Here is a 17060-nt window from a genome sequence, read left to right as displayed (position 1 = left end):
TTTCTCAACCTCTTTTTTCCTTCAATCAGTTAGCTCATTTTTTTAATCATGTCACTCAAGTTCTGTAACGTCTTTTCGTACCCAATTAATTCAATACTTTCAGGAAGTTCTGGGCCATGCATTTCGTGTGTCACAGCAATTCGAATTGGCATCCACAACTTACGACCCTTAATTTTGGTATCTTTTTGAATACTCTTGATTGTTTTTAAAATCTGAACTGTATTCAGATAATCAAGTTTTTCAATTCGATCATGAAATTCTTGCAATACTGTTAATGCAGTATCAGCCTGTAATTCTTCCTTAGCTTCATCATTAATTTCAGCCGGTCCATGGAAAAATGGCTTTGTTAACGGCACAATTTCATGTGCATAACTAATCTCACGTTTGAAGATACTAATTAATTTACGTGTCCACTCCAATGTTTTAGCATCTGGTTGTTTTTCCACCAGGCCAGCTTCAATTAGCTGTGGCAATGCTAAGTCAAACACAGCATCTTCATCAGCATTCTTCATATACTGATTGTTAATCCATTCCAACTTTTTACCATCAAATGAAGCTGGAGATTTACTCAACCGAGTTTCATCATACATTTTGATAAATTCTTGCCGTGTAAAAATCTCATCTTCTCCAACCGGTGACCATCCCAACAGAACGATGAAGTTTAACATTGCATCCGGTAAATAACCCAATTCACGATACTGTTCGATGAATTGCAATACAGACTCATCACGCTTGCTTAACTTTTTACCAGTTTCTGTGTTAATAATCAGACTCATATGACCAAACTTAGGTGCATCCCAGCCAAATGCCTCGTAAATCATCAATTGTTTTGGTGTGTTAGCAACATGGTCATCTCCACGAAAAACATGACTGATTTTCATCAGATGATCATCAACTACGACAGCAAAGTTATATGTTGGCATTCCATCTCGTTTTTGAATAACAAAATCGCCACCGATCGTGTCAGCCGCAAACGAAATTTCACCTTTAACAAGATCATCCCACGTATACGTGTGATCTTGTGGCACTCGAAAACGAACGACCGGTTCAATGCCCTTATCTTGAGCTTCTTTTTGTGCTTGTGCAATTTGCTCATCTGACATACCCGCATATTCATATACATAATGAGGCATCTCTTTACGAGCCTTTTGTGCTTCACGATCAGATTCTAGTTCTTCTTCAGTCCGATATGATTTATATGCCAAACCTTCATCTAATAATTGTTGAATCAATTTCACATAAATATCTTTTCGTTCAGATTGACGATAAGGACCAAAATCACCGCCGACATCAGGACCCTCATCCCAGTCTAACCCTAACCACTTTAGATTTTCTAACTGGCTTTTTTCACCGTCTTGGATATTTCGTTTAGTGTCAGTATCCTCAATCCGAATAATGAACTTACCCTTATTATGACGAGCAAATAAATAGTTAAATAACGCGGTTCGCGCATTTCCAATATGCAAATGTCCCGTTGGACTAGGTGCATAACGCACTCTAATATTACTTTTTGCCAAAACTTTACGCCTCTTTCATCAAAATTCCATCATAAATCACAATACATCTAGTGTACAAGTATCGCAAGACAATTCCAAGTTGGTTGTCTTATTTATTATCAGTACTTTCTTTTCCTGATGTATGGTGCTCATTGATTCCCTTGGTTGAATGTAGTGGCCGAGCAAAAATCATCCGCCCCGCATCTGTTTGTAAGGCACTCGTCACCTCAACGTCAATATGTTCGTTCATATAGTAACGACCGTCTTCAACGACAACCATTGTGCCATCGTCCAGATAAGCGACCCCTTGTTGTCGTTCAGTACCATTCTTAACCACCATCACGTTTAGAGTTTCACCTGGAATAACTCGTGGTTTTAGTGATTTAGCCAACCCATTGATATTCATTACTTGGACATTTTGAAACTGAATGACCTTGTTTAAGTTGTAGTCATTAGTAACAATCACTCCGTCAACCTCTTTAGCTAGCCGAATTAGCTTGCTATCGACTTCAGGAACATCATCAAAATCGCCTTCATACATTTCAATTGGAACGATTTTTTCACTTTGTAACTTATTTAAAATATCAAGTCCTCGACGACCACGGACTCGTTTAATGCTATCGCTGGAATCAGCAATGTACTGTAATTCATATAGCACAAAATTAGGAACTAATAAAGTTCCCTCAATGAATCCAGTTTTAACAATGTCGTAAATTCGTCCATCAATCAAGATATTGGTATCCAATATCTTGTAATGATGATAGTTTTCATCCTGTTTTGCTAGTAAACTACCATCGCTGTTAGTAGTAGTTGGGCTCTCTTTATTTTGACGCCGAAATTGAAATAATGTCCGCCAATCATCAAGTCTTGTTGTTCCTAAGCGAAACCCCATGTATCCAAAAATCAGCATTAAAATTACAGGAACAATATTATCAAGTACTGGTATATGTGAATTCCACAGCGGGATCGATAGCAACACCGCCAGTACTAACCCCACAATTGTTAATAAACTTCCAAATAATAAATAAATCGGGCCCTGTTTACTTAAATAAGACTCTGTACGATTCACTAGTCGTTCAACGGAAGTAGCCAATAAATAGGATAATAGCAAAAATATAAGTGCTCCAATTAATAAATCAACAGATAATAAACTAATCCCGGTTAACGTAAAGCCAATTGCTTCCCACAGCAGCGGTAGATAATAAAAGCCTAAAGCAGCGCCAAGTAGTACAAATAGTCCTCTAATAATATGTTTTCTCATTATAATATCCTCCTTTCAAAATTAATTCAAAGCCTTTTTGAGTGCTTCCCCTAAAGTTGCAACCCCAACCACTGTAATTCCAGTAGGCGGCGTCCAACCCTGTAGGTTATTTTTAGGAACAAAAATCCGCTTAAATCCAAGTTTTTGTGCTTCTCCCACTCTTTGTTCAATTCGATTAACACGACGAATTTCACCAGTTAAACCAACCTCTCCGACAAAAGCATCTGTTGGCTGGGTCCCCTTATCACGATAGCTAGAAGCAATACTAACTGAAATAGCTAAATCAATTGCTGGTTCATCTAATTTAACCCCACCGGCGGCTTTCAGATATGCATCTTGATTTTGCAACATCAAATTAGCACGCTTTTCTAGCACTGCCATCAATAAGGAAACACGGTTACGATTAAGCCCAGTAGCTGTTCGCTGTGCATTACCAAAAACAGTTGGTGTAATTAACGCCTGAATTTCGACTAAGATTGGGCGTGTTCCTTCCATTGAAACCACCACAGCAGACCCAGTTGCATCTTTCAATCGCTCTTCAAGAAAAACCTCTGATGGATTAGCAACCTCTGTCAATCCGCCCTCGCGCATCTCAAAAATACCCAACTCATCAGTTGAACCGAAGCGATTTTTTTGTGACCGTAAAATTCGATACGTATGATGTAAGTCACCTTCAAAGTAAAGTACTGTATCAACCATATGTTCTAATATTTTAGGCCCTGCAATCGCGCCACCCTTGGTAACATGACCAACAATAAAAATCGTGATATTATTAGTTTTCCCAATTTGCATTAATTCAGCAGTGACTTCTCTAATTTGTGCCACACTACCGATTGCAGAAGATATATCTGGCTCAGACATCGTTTGCACCGAATCAATTACCACATAATCTGGTTTTAAATCTTCAATGGTCTGACGAATACTACTCATATCAGTTTCAGGATAAACATAGAATTGATCGCCGGTCACATTCAATCTATCAGCACGCATTTTAATTTGAGTGGAACTTTCTTCACCAGAAACATATAAGACCTTGCCACCAGTTTGATTAAGCTGACCTGAAACTTGTAAAAGAAGGGTTGATTTACCAATTCCGGGGTCACCACCAATTAAAATTAGTGATCCTGGCACTATTCCCCCACCCAAAACGCGGTTTAACTCTTTTAGGTTTGTTTTAACACGTGGTGTCTCACCCATTTTAATTTCATTAATTTTAGTTGGTTTCACGGTCGTGCCACTCATACTAACACGAGATTTTCGGTCAGCAGTAGATTGAACTTTTTCTTCTACTAGCGTGTTCCACTCACCACAATTTGGACAGCGACCCAAAAAACGCGGTGAACTATAGCCACAATTCTGACAAACAAATTGTGTTTTTACTTTTGCCATCTATTAACCTCCAAACATAGAAATATTGTGATAATTGACAAATTATAGTGAATAATATTTAGATTCCAATTAATGCAAATTCAAACACTTTTGACTATTTCAAAGTAGTCCTTATCATTGTATCATAGTCACCGTAAATTCTAGATTTACCAATAATTGTAAACGTATCTTAAGCTTACTTTTTTGTCGAGCCAAAACCACCACTGCGTTCATTTTGTGGTAACGTCTCATTATCAGTGATTAGGAATGGTACAAAGATACCTTGACCAATTCGTTCACCTTTTTTAATATGCACATCTGTTACACCGAAATTAAGTAATTGAAAAAAAATTTCACCCTCGTTGCCACTATTGTTATAATAATCTGCATCCACAACGCCAACACCGTTAGGCAACACTAATCGTCGTTTCAACGGATTGCTGGACCGATTGGCTAGTAGCAAAAATTCATTTGGTTGCATATATGCCTTAATCCCGGTTGGTACCAATAAAGGCTTCAACACCTCATCGGCTTGCAGTAATTCTTCCTCAGAAATTGCCTTTTTTTGGTGAAGTAACTTAAATATTTTGATAAAATTAAGTTTCCAAATTGACGGTAAGACAAAATCTTCAGCACACTCAAAATCATAACCAGCCGCATTTTTTGTTTGACGCAATGGTAAATTAATTTGTTGATCTACCTTTTTTGAAACTACTTCAAACCCACGATTCATTTTGAACATCCCCTTTTCTTTCATACTCTCTAATTATAAGGGAGGACACTGCGTTTTAATACTAGTTTATCGAAGTAAGTTGACAAAGAATGCTGAAAACGGTTAAATTTAGATGATATTAAAATGCAACGGGGGAAACGACATGCAATTTCAATATGATGATGGTCGCATTTATGCCGAAGATATACACGGTGAACTACTGGGTGAAATTGTTTTTCCGGCAGTTGAACAAGGTTCTAGTGATGTAGTGGTTGAACGAACATTCGTTAGTCCTGCTGCTCGTGGGCAGGGGTTGGCAGCCCAGTTAGTCGCTGAATTTGTCAAGTATGCCACAGACAACCACTTGCACGCTAAATTATTATGTCCATATGCAAAAAAAGAATTCGGTAATCATCCAGAGTATCAGCAGTTATTAGCACCAGAAGATCGATTTTAATCTTTTTATTTTAAAAGTGCTAATGCAGCCAGATACACAGAGCTAAACGGCTTAATTAGCACTCTACAATTAATAGAAATGGAGTTATCACAAATGGATCAAAATGAATTAAAAAAACAAGTGGGACAAGAAGCTGTTAAGTATATCAAGGATGGAATGATCGTTGGTTTGGGAACTGGATCGACCGTTCGTTACATGGTCGATGCGCTGGGAGCACGAGTACAAAATGAAAAGCTAAATATTGTTGGTGTTACTACATCCCTGCGAACAACAAAACAAGCGCAGGACCTTGGTATCACAATTAAAGATATCGACGAAGTTGATCACATTGATTTAACTATTGATGGCGCTGACGAAATTGACGATAACTTTCAAGGAATCAAAGGTGGCGGTGGCGCACATCTTTGGGAAAAAATTGTTGCTACAAATTCCAATAAGATTATGTGGATTGTTGACGAGAGTAAAATGGTACACCAGTTAGGTGCATTTCCCTTACCTGTTGAAGTTATTCCGTTTGGTAGCCAACATGTTTTTGACGAACTTAAGAAACGAGGATACAAGCCTGAATTTCGACTCACGAATGGAAATAAATTTTTAACCGATCAAAAGAACTATGTGATCGATTTACATTTGGAGCGAATTGGCGATCCATTTGCACTTGCCGATGAATTGATCAAAATGGTCGGTGTGGTTGAACATGGCTTTTTCCTCGATATGGTTAACACTGTAATTGTTGGTCGGGAAAGCGGACCAGAAATTTTGCAAGCTCGCGATTAAAATTCCATAAACTAATGCCAATGGCAGTAACTAAATATAATGAGTATTTTGTTCATTATAGCTAGTTGCTGTCTTTTAATTTACTGATATTAAAATTTCGAGTACAATAGAAACTAATTATTAAAAGGGAGCGTGGAGTAAATGAGTCATGAAATCACAAGTGAACAACTAGATCAATTTAACCAAAATCTACATGAACAGCCAACTTCATCTGTGCTGGAACGTGCAGTTACCAAAAATGGAATTTTAGCTAGTAGCTATGACTGGCATGCCGTTAGTGATTCTGATCCAGTCTTTTCAATCGATCTTGACACTGGCGATGTCGCCAACCAAAAACAGTCTGGTCGCTGCTGGATGTTTGCAGCGTTAAATACGATGCGCCACGATATGGCTCAAAAATTTGGTCTTAAAAAGTTTGAATTATCGCAATCGTATACTTTCTTCTGGGATAAATTCGAAAAGGCTAATTATTTTTATGAAAATGTGCTAAAAACAGCGCAACAGCCAACTAGCAGTCGTGAGGTCGCGTGGTTAATGGAAACCCCACAACAAGATGGCGGCCAATGGGATATGCTCTGTGCCTTAATTGAAAAGTACGGTGTAGTTCCCCAATCAGCAATGCCTGAGACGTACAATAGTTCTAAATCAAATGAAATCAATACCACTCTAAATCGTAAGTTACGGCAAGACGCAGTTGTTTTACGACAGCTGGTTGCAGACAATGCTAGCGAGCAAGAAATTAATGACACCCGAACGAATATGCTTAACACGATTTACCGGATGTTAACATATAGTTTTGGTCAACCACCGGTTAAATTTGACTTTGAATATCGCGATGAACAAAAAACATATCATCGTGAGGCCAATTTGACTCCCCAATCATTTTTCAAAAAATACATTGGCTGGAATTTAGACGACTACGTTTCTATTATTAATGCTCCAACAACTGATAAACCTTATAATCAAACTTATACCATTGACATGCTTGGTAATGTTGTTGGCGGTCGGGCAGTCAAACATTTGAATGTAACAATGGCTGATTTTAAACAATTAGCTATTGAACAGTTAAAGGCTGGCGAAAGCGTTTGGTTTGGCTGTGATGTTGGTCAAAGTTCAGATCGGCAAAAAGGAATTATGGATCTGAATATCTATAATGAAGCAGCATTATTCGATACTCCATTTTCGATGAACAAGGCCCAACGACTAGATTATGGTGACAGTATGATGACTCATGCCATGGTTTTAACCGGTGTTGATTTAGTTGATGGTCAACCCACTAAATGGAAGGTAGAAAATTCATGGGGACCAAAGGTTGGGACCAAAGGCTACTTTGTTATGAGTGACGCCTGGATGAATGAATTTTGCTATCAAATCGTGGTTAAAAAACAATTTTTGTCACCAGAACTACAGGCCGCTCAATCACAAGAACCTGTCTTATTGAAGCCATGGGACCCAATGGGCGCACTGGCATAAAAATCAATGCATAATCATCTTTAAATAAAACAAAAAAACAATTCAGTTCCTTCATTCGTAATAAGATGAAGAGCTGAATTGTTTTTTTCATAATTTAAGCTACAGAGCTAACTTGCTGTTGCTTAAGTTCCTTTTGTTTTTGCAGCTCAGCCAAGTGAACCTCATGAGTCAAAAAAGCGTGTGTTTTAGCTTCATATCCATGCTTTCGTCCTAATTTAACCAGGTAGCCATTGATATAATCGACCTCGGTTGGACGATAATTATGCATATCTTGATACATTGAAGGGTAATGTAATGGATTAGCTACCTTGCTAACATAATTAACACTATCTAACTCTTCTTGACGAGTATTAATCATTTTAATACCATCCCGTTCGCAAGCATCGTAGGCTTCATCAATTAGCTGGCGACTCATTTCATCGGCACCTTCATAAGCAGCATACTCGCCCATTGTCATCTCAAACATAGTACACAAGGTGTTAACAACCGAATTGAACACAACTTTAGCTAACAAAGTACCTCGAAAATTGGTTGTTAAATTAGGATTAAACTGGGCTTTTTCTAACTGTGCCACTAATTGATGGGTGAATTCATCTGGCTTTTCAGTATAATTGGCTAAATTCATGGACCCCGCACCACGGGCACCAATAAAGTCAACGTCACCAGGCCCATTTAACACTGTGGCTACTAACGCTGTACCAGCGACTAATTTTTCTGGAGCAAAATAATTTAATAACTTTTCCACATGTCCCATACCATTCATACAAGTTAACGCATACTGATGTGGTTTAAAAAAATGTGCACAACGCTTTAAAACATTCTCCAACTGCATTTGTTTGGTAAAGAAAATATAACAATCTGGATTACCAGTGTATTCTTCTGGGTAAAAGACATTAACTGGTACTAAATGGCGATCCTTGTGATCACGAGAAACATAAACTCCGCCCTGTGCACGCATTTTTTCCACATGTGGTTCCCACGGATCGACAAAATCAACCTCATTACCTGCATCCTGCAATAAAACACCATAGCGTAAACCCATTGCACCTGAACCAACTACTGTAAATTTCATATGTATTTCTCCTTATTCTATTGTTCTATGTGTTCTCGACAAAAACTCCTTCAAACAAATGGTTTGAAGGAGTTACCTTGGTTTCACCTCTTCACCACTTACTTATCAAGATATGTTAATTGTATCTCAAAAATGTGATAAGTCAAATCTAATTATCATCGAATTTTAATCTAACTTTGTTTTACTAAGCACTTGTAATTTTTGATCAAATTGATACACAATTGGTTCTCCATTAGCTACCTCAACTTGATCAATTTGATCATCTGCGATTTGATCTAAATATTTGATTAGTGCCCGCAGTGTACTGCCATGAGCTACTATTAGTTGATTTTGACCATTCAACAGTTGTGGTGCAATATGGTCATTCCAATATGGTAACAATCTTGCTTGTGTCATTTTCAGACTTTCACTCAGTGGTATTTTTACCCCGATTTGATCATATCTACGCTCATGATCTGCATTACTTAATTGAGGTGGTAACGCATTAAAGCCACGCCGCCACTTTGCCACTTGATCCGAGCCATATTGCGCCTTTATCGTATCTTTATTGTGGCCACGCAAAGCACCATAATGTCGTTCATTTAGTCGCCAAGATTTATGAATCGGAATATATGATTGGCCAATTGTATCGCAAATAATATTGGCAGTTAAAATAGCTCGTTGCAACATCGATGTATGCACATCTGCAAAATAAATTTGCAGTTTTCTAATCTTAAGTGCCGCTGTTTGAGCCTGCAACATACCCTTATCAGTCAATGGTACATCAGTCCATCCAGTAAAAATATTATCTCGGTTAGCCTGACTCTCTCCATGTCGCGTAATTACCAATGTTACCATTTATCTTCCCCCTGCCTGTAACTATCATAGCGCATAATTTACCACTTTGACAGGTGGAACTCCTCCATCTCAATTATATGACTGAACTTTTTCACCAGCGTTTTGCCCGTACACAATCGTTTGAACTGTTTTAGCAATCTTAGCAATCTTGGGGAAACCGCTAAAGCCACTTTGATTGTGACCATGAGTCATAATAACCAAAATATATTTTTGACCATTTGGGAGCGTCACTATTCCAGCATCATTATTAGTATCATTCAAAAAACCAACCTTATCAGTAACGGTGGTTCCCGCATCAGCCTCGTTAACACCAGTAGGAATACCAGTTCGATAAACCTGTTTCCCCATCAATTTTAATATTTTTGCGCGATCACTACTATTTTTAAATGGACCTGTCCCTGCATCTAATTGCGCTAACAATAATTGAAGACTATAACTTGTTGTTTGAGCAGCGATCCCATCTTGAAATACAGGTGAGTACCACCCTTGACCACTAATGAAACTATTAATAGCAGTTTTACCGTAACTCGCTAATTGCGTTTCAGCAAAATCATTTTCACTGTTAACAATCATTCGATAAAATCCATCTGCATTACTGGACGACCAAGTGAAATTACCTTGCATTTTTTGTTTCATTAAATATGCTGTAATAAACAGTTTATAGGTACTAGCCGCTGTTTGAGCAGTATGGGCATTTGATTCGACTTGTAAACTACCTTTTTGATAAAGTGCTGCTGACTCACTATTTGCAGCAGTACTGCCTGTCTTTGCACCCAAACTATAAAAACTCACACTCACGGTTCCATCATCCGTGACACTATTTAAATAGTTGGTCAAGTTTGTTTTGATAATTTTACGTTTCTTGGCAACTGCACTGTTATTAACCTGAGCAGATTTAGCATCAGTTGCACTATTTTTGAAGTGCTGCACCCAGCACAAAAGTAATCCAATTGACAAAACGACAATCAAAACGTATCTCAAAATATTAAAATTTACCTTTTCATTTTTCATAATGAAATCTACTTTAATCAAAAAAAATGTATTTATAACTACCTTTATTTGACTAAAAACTGATTTTTAAATGAATTTATTGAATTGCTCAATTGATTTTAGGCAAAAAAAAAGCCCGCTAAGCGGACTTAATAATTAAGATTAATAGTTAATGTAGAAGCTTGGCTTCCAGTATGTTTGGCTAAATACACCAATACCCTTTTGTGAGTTTTGAGCAGCCACGTAAGTACCATTACCAAGTGAAATAGCAACGTGATAAGGCGCACTTTCAGGACCCCAGAACAACAATGCACCATAAGGGGCATTTTGAACGTTATAGTTATGAGCGCCTAATTTAGCTTGTTGAACTGTAGTACGAGCACTCAAACCATAAGCATATTGAACAAGACCAGAACAGTCAAATCCAGATAATTCGTTACCACCATATACGTATGGTGTGCTACCGTTAGCAATTGCTAAAGCAGTTGCTACACCAGCACCACGAGCAGCTGAAGTTTGAGTTGATGGTGCTTGCGCTGCGTCATTATTTTGTTGGTTTGAGCTTGCACTTGAAGTACCTGTTGTGCTTGTAACTGTACTTGTCGCATTTGTAGCAGCTGAGCTAGAACTTACAGCACTTGATGAAGCAACCGAACTAGCTGCTGCACTACTTTGAGTAGTTGCTTGAGCAGCAGCTGAAGTAGCTGTTGACGTTGTAGCTGTAGAAGCTGCAGTAGATGTTTGACTAGCATCGCTAGTAGAAACACCAGGAATATTTAGAGCATGTCCAGCAATGATTAAGTTTGCATCAGCCAACTTATTAGCCTTTACAATTGAATCAATTGAGACATGATACTTTTGAGAATAAGCCCAAACAGTATCGCCACTTTGAACTTTAACTGTATCTGCATGTGCAACTTGTGTGCCGGCAACTAAAAGACTAGCTGCACCTAATGTACCAAGTAATGTTTTCTTTGCTGCTGATTTAATCATAATCACTCCTGTAGTTTGTTTTGTATAGTTGATTTCGCCTTTAATATGTAATTTGTATGTCTTAATTACGAGTGTCATTGTATCGCTTAGATGTTGCAATCCAATAGCATTAAGATTACAAATCTTTGCAATTGTTACAAAAAGATTTCAGTAGTTCGTATAATCCTTGTCCTTAAGGTATTCTTAATAATTAAAATTTAATAAATTTTTTGGCTTTTTTTCGATACAACTATGATTTTTCATTTCTTTATCCTATTTTTTTAAAAATTCAAAAATTGAATATCCAACCAATAACACTATAAAAGCATCCACCAATAAATTAATTTTTTAATTTACTGATGAATGCTCTTATTTTCAAACGCTCTTACCAATATTTTTGGTCATCGGCCCACCAGTTTCACGTCTTTGATTACCCATAAATGTTACAATTGAGCCCGCAATAATGATGATAATTCCAATGACTGTAGTCAACGCAATTTTATCACCAATTAATAAAGCCGCCAATATTGGCGCTAAACCTGGCTTGATGAAAAACACCAATGATGCAGTTGAAACGTTAGAACGCTCCATTGCTAAAAAGTAAAATGCAAAGCCACCACCAGTAACGCAAACACCAATAAAAAACAGTGTCCAGAAAAAATGACCATTTACATTAGTCATCAGCGGAATATTACTAAATTGGCGTAACCATGAAACTTGGTCCATCCCGTTCGCTACCACTTTAATTTTAGTAATCAGGATAATAACGTACAATTCAATCGACCCAATAATAAATGTAAAACATGTCATCACGATCCCATTAAATCCACGTTTAATTGAACCATATCGTGAAATAATACTGTATAGACCAAAAGTTATTGCTGAGCTAATTGCTAGCGTTAGTCCTAAGGCGTTATTTAAGTGCGTCGGGTTAACAATTACTAATAACCCGATAACCGACAAAATTACAGCAATTAAGTTAGCACGTCCTAGTCGCTCATGTAAAATAATATATGAAAAGATGAGTGCAAAAACTGGGTTGGCACTAAACACAACGGCAACTGTGGACGCCTGGTCATACATAATCGCAAGCTGAAACAATGTCATGCTAACCAACAAACACATAAAACCAGTGACGGCGAACAATTTTAAATCAGACCATCGCAACATAATTCCTTGAATTCTTAATGACTGAATCGCAAATGGCAATAAAACGATACCACCAATCGAAAATCGAATCCAATTAATCTGAATTGGATTGAATGCAGTTCCAGTCGATTTCAAAACAATTTCCATCAAACTAAACATAACCGTCGAAAATAAAATATATAAACCTGTTTTTTTCAAACCAAACTCCTTTAAACTAATGCCTTAATAATTACCATCAAAATTGGAATCACGACTACACTCACTAATGTCGTTTCCGTCACCATAATAGCTGCGTAATCAGCATCTGCATTGTACAACTTCGAAACAACAGGCGCATTTGTCATAACCGGCATTGCCGCTTGTAAAATAAAGACTTGCTTCATCAAAACTGGCATATCACTTGGCAGTACCAAAACCGCCATCAAAAAAGGCGAGAAGAGAAACCGACCTAGTAAAATCCCCAGTGCATCAACATCTATCCGCATTCGTGACAGTCCAGCATTGGAAACCGCAATTCCGATAAAAAACATCGACAACGGTATTGTTAAGCCTCCGATATAACTTAAGTCACTCATTAAGAACTTGGGTAATGTGACATGAAACATTACTAACAAAACCCCGACAATAAATCCGAGTAATGGTGGTGAAAAGACTTTTTTCAGCGTTACCCATAAGTTAATTTTGGCACTACCCATTCCATCTCGTTGAATCAACCAGACCCCTAAAGTCCAAAAAAAAGTAGTATTTGCCATGTAATAAACCAAAACATACGGGAGCGAACGATCACCAAAAAGTGCTAAGTTAATCGGTAATCCAACAAACACAGTATTAGAATTAAAAAACATTGATGAAAATAAGCCTGCATGCGACTGCTTAATTCTTAATACTCGAATGACTGCAAACGAAAATGCAAATAAGATCAACATTGAAATCACGGGGTAGCGTAAATCCGGTAATAATGTTTTCAATTCATTTGCTGTAAAATCATGCATAATTGTAGTAATCATGTATGCAGGAAGAGCAATTTGTGTGACTAAGCGCGAAATTAGCTTTGATGAACTTTCATCAAACCACCCTCGCTCTGTCAATATGTATCCAATCGCAACCATAACCAAAATGATGAAAACACCGGAAACACTAGATAAAAAAACACCCATTAATCTGGCCTCCAAAATATGTAATGATTCGATTATAGCACACCAATACACGGCCAATAACGCAATAATTAATGATAGCGATTTCATTTTTTAAATAAAAAAACTAAAACAGATCAAGCACTTTCAAAAATTTATGTTGTCGTAACTCAATAAGTTCACTACCAGCTTCTTTTTGAAGTGGTGTTAATTGACGTAATAATGCTGACTTTATATTTTGTAACACATTTTGATCTTCCTTGATTATATCATCAACCAACCCGACTTCAGCCAGTGCTGACGCTGTCATAGGCAAGTATTGGTTGAGATCATCACCGGTGACAATGGCGCTTACTGCTTCTGGTGACGCAACTGAAAATAATGCCTGCTCCAACATCAAAATTCGATTACTATTTGCGAATGCTAATGCGCCACCACTATGACCTTCTCCGAGGAAAATAGCTATATTAGGGCTAGTCAACTCGCCCATATCTGCGATCACATCTGCAATAGCCTGACTTTGGCCGTGCTGCTCAGAATAAACACTCGCATCTGCACCTGGCATATCAATCAAACTGATAACCGGGCGATCAAATCGTTGCGCAGCCTGAATTAAACGGTGGGCTTTTTTGTACCCACTGACTGTAACCATGCCCCCATTAACTATCTCTTTACTAAGCGTAATTGTCCTTCTATTAACTGCTAAAACCGTTACAGGGAGGCCCTCCAAGAAGGCTATTCCACCGGTTAAAGTACCGTCATCACCGAGTACTCGATCACCATGTAATTCAATAAAATCAGTAAATAAATAACTAAGTACTGCTTGGCTACTAATTCGATCCTGATTTCTAATTTGTTGTAACTGCTGTTTTAACATCATTTACTCCTCTGATGTAACTTCAAAATTGTTCCTAAATAAGTTTTCATGTCTTGACGATCTAAAACACCGTCTACCAATCCATGGCTAAGTAAATCCTCTGCTTTTTGAAACTCTTTTGGTAATGGCTGTGTAGAAGTGGCTTTGATTACTCGCTGTCCAGCAAATCCTATTTGAGCATTTTTCTCGGCCACAACAATATCATTTTTAAATGCAAAACTAGCTGATACTCCCCCCATCGTTGGATCGGTTAGGACACTAATTGCAACTTGTTCAGTCTGATCAAACTTTCGTTTCGCAGCTAAAACAGTGTTCATTTGTAGCAATGAAAAGATTCCTTCTTGCATTCTGGCACCACCAGAAGCAATAAATAAAACGAGTGGTAACTGTTTACGAGCAGCTATCAGATACATCTCTCGAATAACTTTTCCAACAATCGTGTTCAAAGTTCCCATCATAAAATGGCTGTCCATCACACCAATCATTACTGGAATTTGATTAATTTCTGCCTGTCCAGCCAAGATTGCTTCGTTCAAGCCACTTTTTTGCTGACTAGCAACTAACTTTTCACTGTAACCTGGAATATTCAATCCATTTTTACTTGTCGGAATTTTGACTGTAGGTTCAAATGAATTTGCATCACACACAATCTCAATTCTTTTGACAGCACTTAACCGTAAATAATAGCCACAATGAGGGCACTGTTCATATTGGCCCCATTCTAGTTGATTTACATGTGCGCCACATTGTGGACACTTAGTCCAAGTTCCCTTTTTTGGCTGTTGACTCATTAGTAGTTATCCTCGCATCTAAAGTTGTAACAAGAAATTGATTACTTTGATACCAATCACTAGCAATAATACTTTGTAGCTGGCTTAAGTTACTTTGAACCCCATCAATACGCACTTGCGCCAAGGCAGAATTCATTTTATTAATTGCTTTACTTCTAGTAGGCGCACTAACAATCATTTTTGCTAGCAGTGAATCATAAAAAGGCGGAATAAAATCACCTGCTTGATAGCCAGTATCGACCCGCATAGTGGCTGGAAAATTAAACATCTTCAACTGATTAACTTGTGTTGGTGTTGTTAGAGTTAGGCGGCACTCAATTGCAACACCTTCATTGCTAGGAATATAATCTGGTAATCGCGCGTCATTGGCCGCTAATTGTAACTGTAACAACACAATATCAAGCCCGGTTGTTGTTTCAGTTACACCATGTTCCACTTGCAGGCGCGTGTTCATTTCCAAAAAATAAAATCGGTCTTGGTTAAACAAAAACTCAATTGTGCCTAATCCTTGATAATTACAGTTATCTAATAGTTGATGCACCATTTGGACTAACTCTCGCCGTTGTGCTTGAGTAATAAAAGTTGCTGGACTTTCTTCAATTACTTTTTGGCGCCTAGTTTGTAAGGTACAGTCTCGATCGCCTAAAACTTGAATATTGCCGGCCTGATCTCCAATTACTTGCACTTCAATATGGCGCGCACTTTGTAAAACTTTCTCTAGGTAGATTTCATTATTAGCAAACGAAGAACCCGCTTCTTGTCTCGCAATTGCAAGTTGAGCCTGTAACTGAGCTACATTATTTACCAACCGGATTCCTTTACCACCGCCGCCTTGACTAGCCTTAATTAACAGTGGATATCCAATTTTTTTGGCTGCTTGTTTTGCATGATCAAGGTCGTTTAAAACAAAAGTCCCCGGAATAATTGCAATTCCTCGACTGGCCGCAAATTTGCGTGCGGCGGCTTTATTACCCATTAGCTCAATCAAGTCAGCAGTTGGTCCCAACCATGTAATGTCACATTGTGCACACATTTTGGCAAACAAAGCATCTTCGGATAAAAACCCATATCCCGGGTGGATTGCATCTACATTAGCAATAATTCCAGCCATCAACACTGCTTCACGGTTTAGATACGATTTTTTAGCATTCGCGGGACCAATACAGTACGCTTCATCCGCCTGATGGACAAACAGAGCATCACGATCTGCAGTGGAATACACTGCCACAGTTGCAATATTAAGCTGTCTACAAGCCCGAATAATGCGACAAGCAACTTCACCACGATTAGCAATCAGTACTTTTTTAAACATTAATCAGCCACTCCTTGAGCCACTTTAAACAATGGCTGGTCAAACTGTACTGCTTCACCATCATCGCATAAAATTGCAACCACTTTCCCAGTGATCGAAGCAGTAACATCATTGAATAACTTCATGCTTTCTATTTGCCCAACAACCGTATTATCAGTCACCAATGTACCAACTTTCATTGGTTGTTCATTAGCATGAAAAACTCCGATCATGGGGCTATTAATTGTTTTTACTGCTTGTTCAACGGTTTGATTTGATCCACTAGCCAGTTGGTCACGATCTAAACTCAACTCAAAATCATCAATTTTAATCTGGGCATGGATAAAATCATATTTAGCTAATTGATCAATTAAAGCTCTAATTTGTTTATCGTTCATAGTTAT

At 38.0% G+C, this 17060-nt stretch carries 17 protein-coding genes; 3 read left to right on the top strand and 14 right to left on the bottom strand.

Annotated features, from left to right (window positions below):
* Positions 1-29: 29 nt before the first annotated feature.
* The 4 genes from gltX to FFM51_RS06920 form a co-directional block, all read right to left on the bottom strand.
* A complete protein-coding gene (gene gltX / locus FFM51_RS06935) occupies positions 30-1517 on the bottom strand; it encodes a glutamate--tRNA ligase (RefSeq protein WP_137597909.1) in 1488 nt (495 codons plus the stop codon).
* Positions 1518-1605: 88 nt separating this feature from the next.
* The gene (locus FFM51_RS06930) at positions 1606-2757 is read right to left on the bottom strand and encodes a PIN/TRAM domain-containing protein (protein WP_137597908.1); all 1152 of its coding nucleotides are present in this window, start codon (positions 2755-2757) and stop codon (positions 1606-1608) included.
* Positions 2758-2778: 21 nt separating this feature from the next.
* Positions 2779-4146, bottom strand: a complete 1368-nt coding sequence (radA, locus tag FFM51_RS06925; protein WP_137597907.1) for a DNA repair protein RadA — start codon at positions 4144-4146, stop codon at positions 2779-2781.
* 175 nt (positions 4147-4321) lie between these two features.
* Entirely contained in the window at positions 4322-4858 is a 537-nt protein-coding gene (locus tag FFM51_RS06920) for a dCTP deaminase/dUTPase family protein (protein ID WP_137597906.1), read from the bottom strand.
* A 142-nt stretch (positions 4859-5000) separates the two neighbouring features.
* Between FFM51_RS06920 and FFM51_RS06915 the strand changes: the two genes are divergently transcribed.
* The 3 genes from FFM51_RS06915 (at position 5001) to FFM51_RS06905 (ending at position 7544) form a co-directional block, all read left to right on the top strand.
* The gene (locus tag FFM51_RS06915; protein ID WP_137597905.1) at positions 5001-5294 is read left to right on the top strand and encodes a GNAT family N-acetyltransferase; all 294 of its coding nucleotides are present in this window, start codon (positions 5001-5003) and stop codon (positions 5292-5294) included.
* A gap of 93 nt (positions 5295-5387) precedes the next feature.
* Complete coding sequence (rpiA, locus tag FFM51_RS06910; protein ID WP_137597904.1) at positions 5388-6071, top strand: ribose-5-phosphate isomerase RpiA; 684 nt, start codon at positions 5388-5390, stop codon at positions 6069-6071.
* Between the two features lie 141 nt (positions 6072-6212).
* Positions 6213-7544: a C1 family peptidase gene (locus tag FFM51_RS06905; protein WP_137597903.1), complete on the top strand. Its 1332-nt coding sequence runs from the start codon at positions 6213-6215 to the stop codon at positions 7542-7544.
* Between the two features lie 94 nt (positions 7545-7638).
* On the opposite strand, the gene FFM51_RS06900 is transcribed toward FFM51_RS06905, so the two are convergent.
* From FFM51_RS06900 to FFM51_RS06855, 10 genes are all read right to left on the bottom strand, one after another.
* Positions 7639-8616 carry a ketopantoate reductase family protein gene (locus tag FFM51_RS06900; RefSeq protein ID WP_137597902.1) on the bottom strand — a complete coding sequence of 326 codons (978 nt, stop codon included), beginning with the start codon at positions 8614-8616 and terminating at the stop codon, positions 7639-7641.
* Positions 8617-8781: 165 nt separating this feature from the next.
* Positions 8782-9453, bottom strand: coding sequence for a 2,3-bisphosphoglycerate-dependent phosphoglycerate mutase (locus FFM51_RS06895; protein ID WP_137597901.1), 672 nt, complete (start codon positions 9451-9453; stop codon positions 8782-8784).
* Positions 9454-9522: 69 nt separating this feature from the next.
* On the bottom strand, positions 9523-10464 hold the full coding sequence (locus FFM51_RS06890) for a serine hydrolase (protein WP_137597900.1): 942 nt from the start codon (positions 10462-10464) through the stop codon (positions 9523-9525).
* Between the two features lie 141 nt (positions 10465-10605).
* Complete coding sequence (locus FFM51_RS06885; RefSeq protein WP_137597899.1) at positions 10606-11436, bottom strand: LysM peptidoglycan-binding domain-containing C40 family peptidase; 831 nt, start codon at positions 11434-11436, stop codon at positions 10606-10608.
* 354 nt (positions 11437-11790) lie between these two features.
* Entirely contained in the window at positions 11791-12762 is a 972-nt protein-coding gene (locus tag FFM51_RS06880; protein WP_137597898.1) for a DMT family transporter, read from the bottom strand.
* An 11-nt stretch (positions 12763-12773) separates the two neighbouring features.
* On the bottom strand, positions 12774-13721 hold the full coding sequence (locus FFM51_RS06875; RefSeq protein ID WP_137597897.1) for an AEC family transporter: 948 nt from the start codon (positions 13719-13721) through the stop codon (positions 12774-12776).
* Between the two features lie 103 nt (positions 13722-13824).
* Positions 13825-14574, bottom strand: coding sequence for a carboxyltransferase subunit alpha (gene accA / locus FFM51_RS06870; protein WP_223875908.1), 750 nt, complete (start codon positions 14572-14574; stop codon positions 13825-13827).
* A complete protein-coding gene (locus FFM51_RS06865; RefSeq protein WP_137597895.1) occupies positions 14574-15365 on the bottom strand; it encodes an acetyl-CoA carboxylase carboxyltransferase subunit beta in 792 nt (263 codons plus the stop codon). The genes accA and FFM51_RS06865 overlap by 1 nt, the downstream gene beginning before the upstream one ends.
* The gene (locus FFM51_RS06860; RefSeq protein ID WP_137597894.1) at positions 15331-16677 is read right to left on the bottom strand and encodes an acetyl-CoA carboxylase biotin carboxylase subunit; all 1347 of its coding nucleotides are present in this window, start codon (positions 16675-16677) and stop codon (positions 15331-15333) included. Before FFM51_RS06860 ends, FFM51_RS06865 begins: the two co-directional genes overlap by 35 nt.
* The gene (locus FFM51_RS06855; RefSeq protein ID WP_137597893.1) at positions 16677-17054 is read right to left on the bottom strand and encodes an acetyl-CoA carboxylase biotin carboxyl carrier protein; all 378 of its coding nucleotides are present in this window, start codon (positions 17052-17054) and stop codon (positions 16677-16679) included. The genes FFM51_RS06860 and FFM51_RS06855 overlap by 1 nt, the downstream gene beginning before the upstream one ends.
* Positions 17055-17060 lie beyond the last annotated feature (6 nt).

Origin of the sequence: Paucilactobacillus kaifaensis (genome assembly GCF_005405145.1) — a bacterium.
GTDB classification, from domain to species: Bacteria; Bacillota; Bacilli; order Lactobacillales; family Lactobacillaceae; genus Paucilactobacillus; species Paucilactobacillus kaifaensis.
The sequence above is the reverse complement of the archived record's forward strand: the minus strand, read 5'-3'. Positions and strand labels throughout refer to the sequence as shown.

Bases quoted from the DNA above. Each gene is read 5' to 3' on its own strand.
- radA (WP_137597907.1), bottom strand. From the start codon at position 4,146: ATGGCAAAAGTAAAAACACAATTTGTTTGTCAGAATTGTGGCTATAGT.
- FFM51_RS06860 (WP_137597894.1), bottom strand. From the start codon at position 16,677: ATGTTTAAAAAAGTACTGATTGCTAATCGTGGTGAAGTTGCTTGTCGC.
- FFM51_RS06920 (WP_137597906.1), bottom strand. From the start codon at position 4,858: ATGAATCGTGGGTTTGAAGTAGTTTCAAAAAAGGTAGATCAACAAATT.
- FFM51_RS06915 (WP_137597905.1), top strand. From the start codon at position 5,001: ATGCAATTTCAATATGATGATGGTCGCATTTATGCCGAAGATATACAC.
- FFM51_RS06865 (WP_137597895.1), bottom strand. From the start codon at position 15,365: ATGAGTCAACAGCCAAAAAAGGGAACTTGGACTAAGTGTCCACAATGT.
- FFM51_RS06905 (WP_137597903.1), top strand. From the start codon at position 6,213: ATGAGTCATGAAATCACAAGTGAACAACTAGATCAATTTAACCAAAAT.
- FFM51_RS06930 (WP_137597908.1), bottom strand. From the start codon at position 2,757: ATGAGAAAACATATTATTAGAGGACTATTTGTACTACTTGGCGCTGCT.
- FFM51_RS06895 (WP_137597901.1), bottom strand. From the start codon at position 9,453: ATGGTAACATTGGTAATTACGCGACATGGAGAGAGTCAGGCTAACCGA.
- FFM51_RS06900 (WP_137597902.1), bottom strand. From the start codon at position 8,616: ATGAAATTTACAGTAGTTGGTTCAGGTGCAATGGGTTTACGCTATGGT.
- FFM51_RS06875 (WP_137597897.1), bottom strand. From the start codon at position 13,721: ATGGGTGTTTTTTTATCTAGTGTTTCCGGTGTTTTCATCATTTTGGTT.
- rpiA (WP_137597904.1), top strand. From the start codon at position 5,388: ATGGATCAAAATGAATTAAAAAAACAAGTGGGACAAGAAGCTGTTAAG.
- accA (WP_223875908.1), bottom strand. From the start codon at position 14,574: ATGTTAAAACAGCAGTTACAACAAATTAGAAATCAGGATCGAATTAGT.
- FFM51_RS06855 (WP_137597893.1), bottom strand. From the start codon at position 17,054: ATGAACGATAAACAAATTAGAGCTTTAATTGATCAATTAGCTAAATAT.
- FFM51_RS06890 (WP_137597900.1), bottom strand. From the start codon at position 10,464: ATGAAAAATGAAAAGGTAAATTTTAATATTTTGAGATACGTTTTGATT.
- FFM51_RS06885 (WP_137597899.1), bottom strand. From the start codon at position 11,436: ATGATTAAATCAGCAGCAAAGAAAACATTACTTGGTACATTAGGTGCA.